This window comes from Synechococcus sp. WC101 (genome assembly GCF_047461555.1).
In the GTDB taxonomy this organism is placed as follows: domain Bacteria; phylum Cyanobacteriota; class Cyanobacteriia; order Thermostichales; family Thermostichaceae; genus Thermostichus.
The window spans coordinates 1-12,348 of record NZ_JANSHG010000066.1 but is presented as its reverse complement, the minus strand read 5'-3'; the positions used below and the strand labels follow the sequence as shown (position 1 = coordinate 12,348).

Genomic DNA, 12,348 nt, shown 5'->3' with positions numbered 1-12,348 from the left:
CGGGTCCCGGTTGAGGCGCTCCACCAAATCGGGGTTGAGGGTAATCATGCGGATGCCCAAGAAGGCATGCTCCACCCGGCCATTGCGGATCAGTTGCTCGGCAATTTCCATGGCTCGGTTGATGGGGATGGAAAAGCCGACGCTCTGGGCTCGCTGGAAAATGGCCGTATTCACCCCAATGACGCGACCTTCTGCGTCCAGCAGCGGGCCGCCCGAGTTGCCGGGATTGATGGCCGCATCCGTTTGCAGGAACGTCACCCGCTTGTTGGTGGCCCCAATCTGCCCGGAGGAACGCCCGACGGCGCTGATGATCCCCGCCGTTACCGTGTTGTCCAGGCCCAGCGGGTTGCCGATGGCGATGGCCCAATCTCCTGGCCGCACCTGGTCGGAGTTGCCCAAGGTAACCGTGGGCAGATTTTCGCCCTCGATCTGGATCACGGCGATGTCGGTCACCGGGTCTGAGCCTTTGACTTTCCCTTCAAAGGTGCGCCCATCGAGCAGATGCACCCTAACCCGCTCGCTGCCCTCCACCACGTGGGCATTGGTGAGGATCAAGCCGTTGGCGTCGATGATGAAGCCGGATCCGGTGCCTTCCTGCTGGAACTCTTGCGGCAGTTGCGGGAAGAAGTGGCGGAACAGGGGCTGGTTAAACAGCTCAGGATCAAGGGGGCTGGCCACGGTGCGGGTGGCGTCGATGCGCACCACCGCCGGTCCCACCTTTTGGGCAACGGCGGCAATGAAATTGGAAGGCCGCACGGCATCGGCAGGAGAGGCAGACTCAGGAGGGGACTCAGACCAAGGCAGAAGGGATCCCACCCCCTCTCCAGCCCGCTGCGACCAAGTGGCAAGGGGAGTTTGCTGCAGCCATGCTTGCCCCCTTGGCGAGGACAACCAGACCCCATAGGCAATGCCTCCGCCAAACAAAGCCATCGCCAGAAATGTTTGCCGTAGAAGCCGTGTCATGATCCCTCCCAGAGCTCAGCCGTATTGCCCCAAAAACACTGCACTGAGGAAGCTCAGGCAGACCGGCGCTACCCACCTGCGCAAGCAGACCCGGTTTACTTTGGCCTATTCTTCTTTTAGCTGTTTAGGGGATATGTGCTTAACTTAGCAAATCTTGCGGGCAAAGACAGGGCTCAAGAGCCTAGCGATGACCGGGAATCTAGCTCACCTCCCTTCCTCAGCACCGCCGGAGCGGGATCCATGGCAACGCCACCGCGCCTGGATGCAGTTGGCCCTGCAAGAAGCCGAGCGGGCGGGAGAAGCGGGCGAGGTGCCGGTGGCGGCTCTGGTGGTGGGGCCGGGGGAAGAGCTGTTGGCCCTAAGCAGCAACCGGCGGGAACGGGATCGGGATCCTACGGCCCACGCGGAGATTTTGGCCCTACGGCAGGCGGGGCAGCGCCTGGGCGACTGGCAGTTGCAGGGCTGTCGGCTGTACGTGACCCTGGAGCCCTGCCCCATGTGCGCGGGGGCGATCAGCCAATCGCGGCTGGCCCAGGTGATCTACGGCGCCGACGATCCCAAGGCCGGCGCGCTGCGCAGCGTGCTCAACCTGCCCGCTTCTGCCGCCAGCTTCCATTGCCCAGAGGTCATCGGCGGAGTTTGCGAGGCCGAGTGTCGTCGCCTGTTGCAGCAGTGGTTTAGCCGCCGGCGGGGGATCCCTCTGGCAACCTGACGGGGAACTTGGGCGACAAAAAGGCCGGGTTGAGGTCGTGCATCGGCAAGCGGTTTTTGATACTGTCATATCGGAAGGCCCCCGGCCCGCCAGCGCGAGCAGCTGGCTGGGATCCGGCCGCGGCCTCGAAGGCAAAGCTCTTTGAAGGCGGGAGCGCTTTGGTTGGTCGGTCGCTTGAGGGGTTGGTTGGGCAATCCTCACCGCAGGATCGCAGTTTCCTTCTGGATCCCTCCTCCGAAGTGGTTTATCGGCGGACAGGGATCCGTTGCTCTTGGGTGGTCTTTCCCAGAGGAGTGACGTGTGAGTGTAGCTCTCTTTTCTTCTCCGGTTGTGTCCCCGCTGCCCTCGGCTTGGCTTAGGGGGATCGGCCTTCTGGTTTGGGCTTGGCTCTGCTTGGCCTTTCCGGTGCAGGCGCGGGTGCTGCTGCGGGTGGGGATTGCCGTCAACAAGCCGCAGGTCAGGCTCGGCAGCTCTGCCCCGGCCCGCCTGCTGGATGCCCAGGGACAACCGCTGGCCGAAGTTCCGGCCATGCAGCCGCTGCAGGCCAGCCGGATAGGCTCGGCGGTCAGTTTGGCCGGCCAGCAGGGAGAACGCCTTTACCTACAGCCCACCACCCCCGATGGGTTGGTGTTCATCGACCAGAACTGGTACCGCGGCTGGGTGGAGCTGATCCCCGGCGAAAGTGGAGTGATCGCCATCAATCAAGTTGGTTTGGAGGACTACGTTTCCAGCGTGGTGGGCAGCGAGATGGGGCACCGCTTCCCGATGGAGGCCCTCAAAGCCCAAGCCGTGGCCTCCCGCACCTATGCCCTCTACCATCGCAGTCGTCGCTCCCAGCAGCCTTTTGACTTGGGGAGTGGGATTGATTGGCAGGTTTACAAAGGGGTGGCTGCCGAATCCAACCGCACCCAGGCAGCAGCCCGCGAGACTGCCGGCCAGGTTCTCGTCCACCAGGGGCAGTTGATCAACGCCGTTTTCCACTCCTCCGGCGGCGGCCACACAGACGATGCCGGCAATGTTTGGCTGGAGTCGCGGCCCTACTTGCAGGGGGTGCCCGATTTCGATCACCACTCGCCGGTGTTTAGCTGGACGGCTACCATTCCTGCCCAACAGCTCCAGCAGTTGGCCGGCGGGATCGGGGCCATCCGCTCCATTGAGATCCTGCGCAGCTCTCCCTGGGGACGGGCCATCACCCTGCGCCTAGTGGGATCCCAAGGCAGCAAAGACGTCAGCGGCAGCGAATTCCGGCGGGCTCTGGGGTTGCGCAGCACGATGATCGCCATCAGCCCACGAGGGGAGGCGGCCACCACCGCCAGCCTGACCCCTGCTGGGGCAAACTTTCCCGCTTTCTTCCAAATCCAAGGGCGCGGCTACGGGCACGGGGTGGGCATGAGCCAATGGGGAGCTGCCGCCCTGGCTAGCCAAAACTATTCCTACCAACAGATCCTCAGCCACTACTACCGCAACACCAGCTTGGCCGTGGTGGAGGGACGCTAGGCTCAGTCGGAGCTCCTATCGAAAAAGGCCATTTGGTAGCGAAGGCAGCTAAAGCTTTGCCGAGCTTGTGGCAGTTTAGATTGCCCTGCCGGGATCAGGAGTCAGTGGCAATTCTGGAAACTCTGTTAACTCCGATGCAGCACCGTCTCTTCAGACAGGCCGCAGATCGATCAGCAGCCTTCTCTGAGATTGAAAACCGAACTGCCGGTGGCCATTGTTGTTGCAAGATCTGGGAAAAGACTGAGGAAATCTGGCTTGGAGCTGCTGCAGATTTTGTAGAGATCCTGAATCCTCCTGCCAGAATTCTCAAAGTTGGCTCAATAATAAAAAATTAGAAACGTTTACCAGGCACGATTAACCTCTGCCGCTTCTTTTTCCGGCCTATAGCTTCAACCCCAGGTATCTGTCCTATGTCCCTTGCCACTTTAGCCCCCGCTTTTCCCGAACGTTGCCCGGTGCTGCCGGAGGCGCTCACGCCCCTGTGCGAGATCGCCCGTAACTATTGGTGGACGTGGAACCCCGATCACCTCACCATTTTCCGGGAAATGGATCCCGCCCTGTGGGAAAAAACCTCTCACAACCCGGTGCGCATGCTGGAGGAGGTTTCTTACTTGCGCTTGGCGGCCTTGGCTACTGACGTCAACTACCTCAACACCCTCAATCGCATGGTGCAGGCCTATCGGCAGTACATGGCGGCTGAGGATACCTGGGCCAAGCGCACCATGAAGACCTACGACTGGCAGCGTCCTATTGCCTATTTCTGCGCTGAGTACGGCCTGCACGAGTCTTTGCCCATCTACTCCGGGGGCCTGGGCATGCTGGCTGCCGATCACCTCAAATCCGCCTCCGATCTGGGGGTGCCGCTGGTGGGCGTGGGATTGCTCTACCGCCAAGGCTATTTCCAGCAGCGCCTGGATCTCAGCGGCTGGCAAGGGGAGCTGTACGAAGATTGCGAGTTTGACGCGCTGCCTCTGACGTTGGTGCGGCAGCCAGATGGCAGCCCTCTGTTGGTGGAAGTGGCAATGCGGCAGCGGCTGGTGAAGGCACGCGCCTGGCGGGTGGACGTGGGGCGGGTGCCCCTCTTCCTGCTGGATACCAACCTGCCGGAGAATGATCCCATCGACCGCTGGATTACTGCCCATCTCTACGGCGGCAGCACCGATACGCGCATTGCCCAGGAGTGTATCCTCGGCATTGGGGGGGTGCGCCTGCTGCGCCAGTTGGGCCTGGATCCCATGGTCTATCACATGAACGAGGGGCATGCTGCCTTCTTGACTTTGGAGCTGCTGCGGGAGGAGGTGGCACGGGGTACGCCCTTTGAGGCGGCAGAGGCCAAGGTGCGGGAAAAGTGTGTCTTCACCACTCACACGCCGGTGCCGGCTGGGCACGATGCTTTCAGCCCCAACGAGATGGATGCGTTCTTTGCCTCTTTCTGGCCGCAACTGGGCTTGACGCGGGAGCAATTTTTGGCTCTGGGGGCGCGGCGCGGCGGGGATCCCTGGGAGCGCTTCAATATGACGGTGCTGGCTTTGCGCTACGCACGTGCAGCCAACGGGGTGAGCAAGTTACATGGGCGCGTCTCTCGCCAAATGTGGCATGTGCTCTACCCAGAGCGGTCGGTGGAGGAGGTGCCCATCGGCTCCATTACCAACGGGGTTCACGCCCGCACCTGGGTTGCCCCCCTCTTCTGGAACCTCTACGACCAATACCTGGGTCCCGACTGGCCGGAGCGGGTGTCGGATCCGGAGCTGTGGGCCAAGGTGGAAGAAATTCCCGATGAGGAGCTGTGGCGGCGCAAGGAAGCCCTGCGGGAGCGGTTGGTGTCTTTTACCCGCCACCGGGTGTTGCGGGCGCGGCGCAACCGCGGCGAAAGCAACGAACGTCTCCAGGCCGTCAACCAGTTGTTGGATCCCAAGATCCTGACGATTGGGTTTGCCCGCCGCTTCAGCACCTACAAGCGAGGAGATCTAATCCTGCGCGATCTCGAGCGAGTGACCCGCATCTTCACCAACAAAGAGTACCCTGTGCAGATTATCTTTGCCGGCAAGGCTCACCCGCGAGATGAAGAAGGCAAGCGCCTGATCCAACGGGTGGTGGAATGGTCGAATCGGCCTGAGGTGGCTCACCGGGTCGCCTTTATTGAGAATTACGATGCCTACGTCAGCCGCAATTTGGTCCAAGGGGTGGATCTTTGGCTGAACAACCCGCGGCGTCCTCTGGAGGCCTCCGGCACCTCCGGCCAAAAAGTGGGCTTCAACGGGGGGCTCAACCTCTCCGTTTTGGACGGCTGGTGGCCCGAAGGCTACAACGGTCGCAATGGCTGGGCCATCGGCCAAGAAATCGAAGGTCTGGATCCAGCCGCCCAAGACGATCTGGACGCCAGCTCCCTCTACGATGTGTTGGAATACGAGATTATCCCTATGTTCTACGACCGGGATGAAAAAGGGATCCCGCGCCGCTGGATTGCTCGCATGAAAGAAGCAATCCGCACCCTCAACCCGGTCTTCAACACCGACCGCATGGTGGCTGAGTACGTCCTGAAAATGTATGAGCCCCAGCCTATCGAAACGGAGGTGAGTCGCATCTTGTCGGGCTCGGCCGTCGTTAGCTAAGTTAGCCTCCCTCAACCCAGCCCTTCTCCCTGAGGGATGGCCCAAGCGCGCCGCGCCGCCGACGCGACCACCCCCAACCTCTCTCTGGGAGAGGGGAGATAGTTATCATCATGCAAAAATCGGGATCCCCGCCCTCCTCAGGCGAAAAGGCAGGGATCCCTGGCCTGTGTCCATGGAGACTAGGCACTAGCGTTGAGGGTTATCGGGAAGGTCAGCGGCTCCGGCTCCTCCTCAGGCGGTAGCATCACCACCTCCGAGCTGTCGATGATCGCTTGCAGCTCTTCCCCATCAATGGTTTCGGCCTCCACCAAGCGGCGGGCGATGCGATCCAAGAGGGCGCGGTTTTCCCGGATCAGGTAAGTGGCCCGTTGGTAGGCCTCATTCACCAGACGTCGCACCTCTTCGTCGATGAGGGCCGCCGTCTCCTCGGAGAAATCCCGCTCTGCAGCGATCTCACGGCCTAGGAAGATATTGGCATACTGGCGTCCCAGGGCCACGTTGCCCAGGCGGTCGCTCATGCCAAAGCGGGTGACCATGTTGCGGGCAATGCGGGCCACCTGCTGTAGGTCGCTGGCTGCCCCCGTGGTCACCTCCGCCTCGCCATAGACCACCTCCTCTGCCACCCGACCCCCCAGGGCGACGGTCATCATGTTTTTCAAGTGGGCACGGGTGGTCAGGCCCATGTCATCATCGCTGGGCATGAACCAGGTAAGGCCGCCCGCCTGGCCGCGGGGAATGATGCTGACCTTTTGAATGGGATCGTAGTTGGGCAAGAGGGATCCCACCAGGGCGTGTCCTGCCTCGTGGTAGGCCACCAGCTCCTTGCGCCGCTCGCTCATGAGGCGATCCTTCTTCTCTGGGCCAGCCAACACCCGATCCACGGCGTCGTTGATCTCGTCCATCGAGATCTCGGTGAGGTTGCGGCGGGCCGCCAAGATGGCCGCTTCGTTGAGTAGGTTGGCCAGGTCTGCGCCGGTAAACCCAGGGGTGCGGCGGGCCAATTTCTCCAGATCCACATCGGCGGCCAAGGTTTTGCCGCGGGCATGCACCTTGAGGATCTCCAGGCGGCCCTGGAAGTCGGGGCGATCCACCGTCACTTGGCGGTCAAAGCGACCGGGCCGCAGCAGCGCTGCATCCAACACATCGGGGCGGTTGGTGGCGGCGATAACGATGATGCCGGAGTTGCCCTCAAAGCCGTCCATCTCGGTCAGCAACTGGTTCAGGGTTTGCTCCCGCTCGTCGTTGCCACCTCCTAGGCCGGCTCCCCGCTGCCGACCCACGGCATCGATTTCGTCGATGAAGACAATACAGGGGGCATTTTGCTTGGCCTGCTCGAACAGATCCCGCACCCGCGAGGCCCCCACTCCAACAAACATCTCCACAAACTCAGAGCCAGAAATGGAGAAGAAGGGCACACCCGCCTCTCCGGCCACAGCGCGGGCCAACAGGGTTTTACCTGTACCTGGGGGGCCGACCAGCAACACCCCGCGCGGGATCCTGGCGCCCAGAGCGTTGTACCGCTCGGGGTTTTTCAAAAAGTCCACCACCTCGGCCAGCTCCAACTTGGCCTGGTCAACACCAGCCACATCGTTGAAGGTAACCTGAGTTTTCGGCTCCATCTGCACCCTTGCCCTCGACTTGCCAAAGTTGAGCGCCTGGCTGCCAGGGCCGTTTTGGGCTCGGCGCAACAGGAAAAACAGGCCAAGCAGCAGCAAGACGGGCAGGAAGAAGGTGCTGAGGATGCGCCCCAGCAGACCCTCCTCCTGAACCGGGCGCACCGCCAGCTCCACCCCTTGCGCAAGCAAGGTGTTCTCAAACTCGGGGGTGAGGGGAGGCAGGTTGACCAGCACTTGGGTGGCGCGGTTGTTGATTTCCGCCTCGGCAATGGCAATTTGGCGACCATCGGGGGCGATCTCGACCAAGACTTTGCTGACCTCGCCCCGTTCTATGCGGCTCATCAGGTCGGAGTAGCTGATCTCCAGACGCTCAGCCGGACGGGTGCCGAAGAAGGTTGTGGCCAGCGAGATCAAGACAATGGCCAGCAACGCGTACAATCCGGCGCTTCTCCATTTTTTGTTTTTACCTTTCTGACTCACGGAAGCGTTTCCTCCCAAAGGGTGCTTTTTATCGAACTCACAGATGGCATCTGGGGTCGAGTGGATTCTTGCAACGATAGACTATTAATTAATATTAACCCGGCTGAGAGGCCGGGGAGAATAGCCGAAGATCCGCAGGATCGCGCACTTTTGTCAACGGGCTTGCGGCTAGGATCGGGGGCGAAAGGGCCGCACTCCCCCTCTCTCCTTGGTTTTCTAGGGAATCCCCATGCTGACTCAACTGCGCCAACTGAGCCTGGCTGCCGACGGACGCTACCTCAGAGATGAGGAGATGCAGTTCATGGAGAGCTACCTGGCCTCCTTTGAGCTGCGCCTGGGCGCCTATCGCAAAATCCAAGCGGCGGAAGCCCAGATTGTCGGCGAGGTGGAGGCGAAGCTGCGCGCTCTGGATCCCTACTTGCTCATGCGAGGGGTGGAGGATTTCCGCAACAAATGGAGAGCCGACACCGTGCGGGTTTTACGCCTCTCGGCTTTGGCCATGCTCCTAGACGATGAGCAGCGCTACAAGGAGCGATTTCTCTACTGGTTTCAGACCTTGATGCGGGCCTTCCGCACCCAGCGCAGTTGTGAGGCTACCTACCGCTTCTTGCAAGAGGTGATAGCCAAGTACCTCACCCCCGCGGAGTTTGCTTTGATCCAGCCGATTCTGGAAACCAACCGTACCCTGCTGGGTCTCACCTAGGCCGCAGGCTCGGAGGAAGGGCTCGCCTCGATCACCTCCAGCTCGTCGGCCTGGAGGTGGGCGCGGAACTTATTCCCAAACTGCACCTGAAAGGGAAAATTAGCGCTGATCGGGCGGCCGTTCCAGTCTTGGATCACAGCCGTCACTTCTCCCTCCATACCTTTGAGGTCAAAAGGTTGATTGCGATGTTCCGGGTGGTGATAGACGATCACGCTGGTACGCACCCGCACTCGATCTCCGACTTTCATCACACACCATTACACGGCGCTGTTAGGAGCCGTGCCCTCCAACCGTTGAACGTTAAAAACTTGCAATACCCTAGGTTGGCATTTTGCCATAGCTGCTTGCCAGGAGCGACCTCCTGCAAACTCACTCGATTGGTTGCTTTCAGCCGCACGCCCCGCTCACCTCGCTGCCAGGGGAGTGTGGCTTCGCCGCTTGCTACCCACCGTCTGGCGGGGCTGGGTTTGATTAACATCAGGGGGGTTTTCCCATCCACGGCAAACATAGGTACCAACACGGCTGTAAGCTCTTCTGTGTACGCCCCCTCGCCCCTACGGAGGTTTCAGGCTGGGGGAGAACCTGTAACATGTTTTGGGCCGCTGGGCCTAGATCCTCTGCTTGCCCTCCGGCGTTCCTTGCGAAGCTTGGCCAGGCTGTTCTCGCGCCTAGCTTGCCGTTGCGATGCTGGCATCGCTACTCCTGCTAATTGCTAACCAAGTGCCTCCAGCCCGCTGATGCGATCAGTCGCGGCACTTGGCCTCCTGAAAAGGCAGCCCACCCCAGGAGCCTGCTGGAAACACTCTAGCTCAGCCCCTAACGAAGACTGCGGAATGTAGAGAACTATGTAGAAATTGATACAGTGGTTTGCATTTCTCCGGGATCCCCTCGCCCTTGAGGAGCCGCGCCGGCTTCTGGGAGCATTGCCCCAACCCAAGCCCACTGACTTCAGCCGAAAGATCCCTCTGCGGAACCTGGGATCCGTGGGGCTCATCAGTGTATTCCCGGACACGTTTTTGGGAGACTTTGACCAATTCTGAGGATCCCAGGCCTAGAGTGGTGGTGGGTGTTCTGGCTCGGGGCCCTTTTGTTCGCGGTCGAGATCTGGATATTTCGACGGCTGCCGCTCGCCAGCTGGGCATTTACGAGCAGGAAGTGGCGAAAGTAGAGGTGCCTCTGCTGCCTCCCCAAGAAGTTCCTCTCTCCGGCGTTTTGATGAGCCTAAGGTAGAAATTGCTGGGCAAAAATAACTACTAGAATCGGCTCCCGATGGGGAGAATCTGCCCAGGCTAAATGCCTGAAGATTTGCTGGGCTGGTTTTCTGCTTCTTGTCTGCGGCGATCGCCAATGCCGCAGTCGCCGCAGCATTCGGGTCGCTTGAAGTCGTCCCAATGGATGCAGGCCCGGCAGCCCTTCAGCATTTCCGGCCAGCGCTCTCGAATTAGCAGTTGTCGCAGCCTCACTTCTCGTGATTCGGGAAAGGGGTGTTGCAATTCATCCATGGCCCTGGGATCCGCAGCTCTCTGTCTCTGGTATAAGGGCAAATGAAAGTCTGCAATCTAGAAATATCGGCATAGCTTAAGGTTTGTGCTTTGCCGATCTCCAAAGAGGGCTTGGGCTAGCCCAATTTTCTTGAGCCCATTACTTTGCGAAGGGATTTGCAAAAAATATAAACGGATTTCTTACAAGATTTAGCTGGATTTTTCCCCGCTTAACACAAAGGTGGGATCCAGAGGCAGCAACAGTTGGCTGCGACCGCGGTGTTCCAGGCGGTTCACGGCTGATTGGATCACCTCCACATGATGAGCTCGCACGGCAGCCAGCCCGGCAGAGAGGCCGTAGAGCCCCTCCAGAGAGTTGGTGGTCGCCACAATCCTGCCGTTGGGTTTGAGATGGTTCCAGGAGGCCTCCAGGATCTCCCGTAGGGGATGGCCACCTTCGATACAGATGCGATCGGGGGGCGGAGAGAGCTGATGCAAGCAATCGGGGGCGGTGCCCTGGATTACTTGCACGTTGTTGAGGCCGAATTTCTCGCAGTTGCTCTCGATCAAGCTGACCACCTCGGCATCGCGCTCGATGGCAATCACGCGAGCGCGGGGGCAGAGAATGGCCGCTTCGATGGCGATGGTGCCTGTCCCGGCGCCGATATCCCATAGGCAGTGGTCTTCTCCCAGGCGCAACTGGCTCAGCACCAGCACGCGTACCTCGCGGGGGCTCATCGGGATCCCCGGGATCCGCTCAAAGGCGGAGTCCGGGATCCCTGGGGTGCGATAGGGCCAAGAGAAGGGGGTTGCCATTGCCAAAGACCGCTGCCGGGGAAATGGCCATACTTCTCAGCATAAGGCGAAGCCCCGACCAACTGGCTACGCTCTTCATGTCCCCCTCCTGGGAGAGGGGATCCCCGCGCTAGGCCAGCCTAGGTCAGTAGCCCCGTGAGGGCCGGACAAGGCTCCAAAGCTGATGATCGGACTCGAACCGATGACCTGCTCATTACGAGTGAGCTGCTCTACCGACTGAGCTACATCAGCAAGGGTAAGCAATTCCGCATCCCTTTGTTCAGCCAGTTCAGCAGCGCAAACTGGGAACGCGGGACGGGAAAGCTGACTTAGACTATTGATGCTCACCAATCTTAGCGCATCCTTGCCCTGCTCGGGATCCCCAGGCCGTCAATCCTAGAGAAAGACCTAAGGTTAACCAGGCCAGCCAGTCGCCTGTGCGCGTGTAGAAGGTTACCTGGGATTGCCGCCTGACCTCTCCAGTCACCACTCCGCGCTGAAAAATCGGGCCCACCTGCTGGAGTCGACCTGAGGGATCCACCACCAGGTTGCCGCCGGTGTTGTTGACAAAGACCACGCTGCGCCGGTTTTCGACCGCCCGGAAAACCGAAAGCCGGCCGTGGAGCATGGGCCAGTGGCTGTTGCCAAACCAGCTATCGTCGGAGATCACGATCAACGACTCTGCTCCATTGCGGGTCAGAGTTCGGCTGGGGGCGGGCAATACACTCTCCAAGCAGATCATCACCCCCAAAGGCCCAAACAGCTCCCCTCCCGCCAGCGGCCGATAGCCATCTGGGGAGGGCGCGTAGCGCCCCGACTCAAAATAGGGGAAGATCCACTGCTTGCCAAACCAATCCAGCACTTGGCCTTGGGCGTTGAAGAAGAGGGCGGTGTTGAAAAATCGCTGCTCCTCCTCCGGCAGGTGGGCTGTGCGGGGATCCGGCTCCGTGGCCCCCGTAATCAAAGCCCCTTCTGGGGGGAGGATGGCTCGCATTGGCTCGATCACATGGGGTTGCAGGGGGGTGTTCAGCAACCGGGCCCGCAAGGCTCCTTCCGGCCAGATCACCAACTGCGCCCCCTCGGCCACCGCCTGGGCCGAAAGCTGGTGCAACTCCCGGTAGCGCTGGCTGCGGTACTCCCAACTGCGATCGGCTTCCAACCAGGCCACCTGCTGCACCGTCCCCACGCGAAAGCTGGGATCCCCTTCCGCCGCCGCTAAAACATCAAAGTAGGCCAGCCGCAGGCTGCCATAGGCCAAGACCAGCCCCCCCAGACCTAAGCCGCAGGCCAGCGTGCGCCGGATATCCGGGTTCTCGGCCCCCGAGCAGGATCCCTCTGCCCTCCATTGGCAGCGGAGCTGCTCGGCCAACTGCCAAACCACGCCATTGACGAACACGGCAAAAAAGGTCACTCCCCAGATCCCGGTGAGATCGGCAATTTGGATCCCCAGGGGCCAGTCAAAGAGCAGGGATCCCCAATGAAAGGGGAT

The 12,348-nt window shown here is 60.7% G+C and carries 11 protein-coding genes and 1 tRNA gene; 5 read left to right on the top strand and 7 right to left on the bottom strand.

What is annotated here, in order from left to right; translation table 11 throughout:
* Positions 1-963, bottom strand: a 963-nt coding sequence (locus NW809_RS06245) for a trypsin-like peptidase domain-containing protein (protein ID WP_414401750.1), incomplete at its 3' end; no start/stop codon positions are given.
* Between the two features lie 187 nt (positions 964-1,150).
* Here NW809_RS06245 and NW809_RS06240 point away from each other — a divergent pair.
* The 3 genes from NW809_RS06240 to glgP all read left to right on the top strand — a co-directional run bounded on the left by NW809_RS06240 (position 1,151) and on the right by glgP (position 5,784).
* Positions 1,151-1,675, top strand: coding sequence for a nucleoside deaminase (locus NW809_RS06240; protein ID WP_011431528.1), 525 nt, complete (start codon positions 1,151-1,153; stop codon positions 1,673-1,675).
* A gap of 300 nt (positions 1,676-1,975) precedes the next feature.
* Positions 1,976-3,172: a SpoIID/LytB domain-containing protein gene (locus tag NW809_RS06235; RefSeq protein WP_041438653.1), complete on the top strand. Its 1,197-nt coding sequence runs from the start codon at positions 1,976-1,978 to the stop codon at positions 3,170-3,172.
* A 410-nt stretch (positions 3,173-3,582) separates the two neighbouring features.
* Positions 3,583-5,784 carry an alpha-glucan family phosphorylase gene (gene glgP / locus NW809_RS06230; RefSeq protein ID WP_041438652.1) on the top strand — a complete coding sequence of 734 codons (2,202 nt, stop codon included), beginning with the start codon at positions 3,583-3,585 and terminating at the stop codon, positions 5,782-5,784.
* A gap of 179 nt (positions 5,785-5,963) precedes the next feature.
* Here the strand turns inward: glgP and ftsH are convergent, their stop codons facing one another.
* The gene (gene ftsH, locus NW809_RS06225; RefSeq protein ID WP_011431525.1) at positions 5,964-7,880 is read right to left on the bottom strand and encodes an ATP-dependent zinc metalloprotease FtsH; all 1,917 of its coding nucleotides are present in this window, start codon (positions 7,878-7,880) and stop codon (positions 5,964-5,966) included.
* A 229-nt stretch (positions 7,881-8,109) separates the two neighbouring features.
* On the opposite strand from ftsH, the gene NW809_RS06220 reads away from it, so the two are divergent.
* A complete protein-coding gene (locus tag NW809_RS06220) occupies positions 8,110-8,583 on the top strand; it encodes a hypothetical protein (protein ID WP_011431524.1) in 474 nt (157 codons plus the stop codon).
* Here NW809_RS06220 and NW809_RS06215 read toward each other — a convergent pair.
* A complete protein-coding gene (locus tag NW809_RS06215) occupies positions 8,580-8,831 on the bottom strand; it encodes a ferredoxin-thioredoxin reductase variable chain (RefSeq protein ID WP_011431523.1) in 252 nt (83 codons plus the stop codon). The two genes, NW809_RS06220 and NW809_RS06215, sit on opposite strands and share 4 nt — an antisense overlap.
* A gap of 778 nt (positions 8,832-9,609) precedes the next feature.
* On the opposite strand from NW809_RS06215, the gene NW809_RS06210 reads away from it, so the two are divergent.
* A complete protein-coding gene (locus NW809_RS06210; protein WP_168174252.1) occupies positions 9,610-9,813 on the top strand; it encodes an RlpA-like double-psi beta-barrel domain-containing protein in 204 nt (67 codons plus the stop codon).
* 59 nt (positions 9,814-9,872) lie between these two features.
* Here NW809_RS06210 and NW809_RS06205 read toward each other — a convergent pair whose 3' ends face one another.
* From NW809_RS06205 to NW809_RS06190, 4 genes are all read right to left on the bottom strand, one after another.
* Positions 9,873-10,085: a hypothetical protein gene (locus NW809_RS06205; RefSeq protein ID WP_049749797.1), complete on the bottom strand. Its 213-nt coding sequence runs from the start codon at positions 10,083-10,085 to the stop codon at positions 9,873-9,875.
* Between the two features lie 189 nt (positions 10,086-10,274).
* Positions 10,275-10,880 (bottom strand): precorrin-6Y C5,15-methyltransferase subunit CbiT, encoded by a 606-nt coding sequence (cbiT, locus tag NW809_RS06200; protein WP_011431520.1) that lies wholly within the window; start codon positions 10,878-10,880, stop codon positions 10,275-10,277.
* A gap of 158 nt (positions 10,881-11,038) precedes the next feature.
* Positions 11,039-11,111 (bottom strand) — tRNA-Thr (locus NW809_RS06195).
* An 82-nt stretch (positions 11,112-11,193) separates the two neighbouring features.
* A partial coding sequence (locus NW809_RS06190) for a nitrilase-related carbon-nitrogen hydrolase (RefSeq protein WP_414401749.1) occupies positions 11,194-12,348 on the bottom strand: 1,155 nt, incomplete at its 5' end.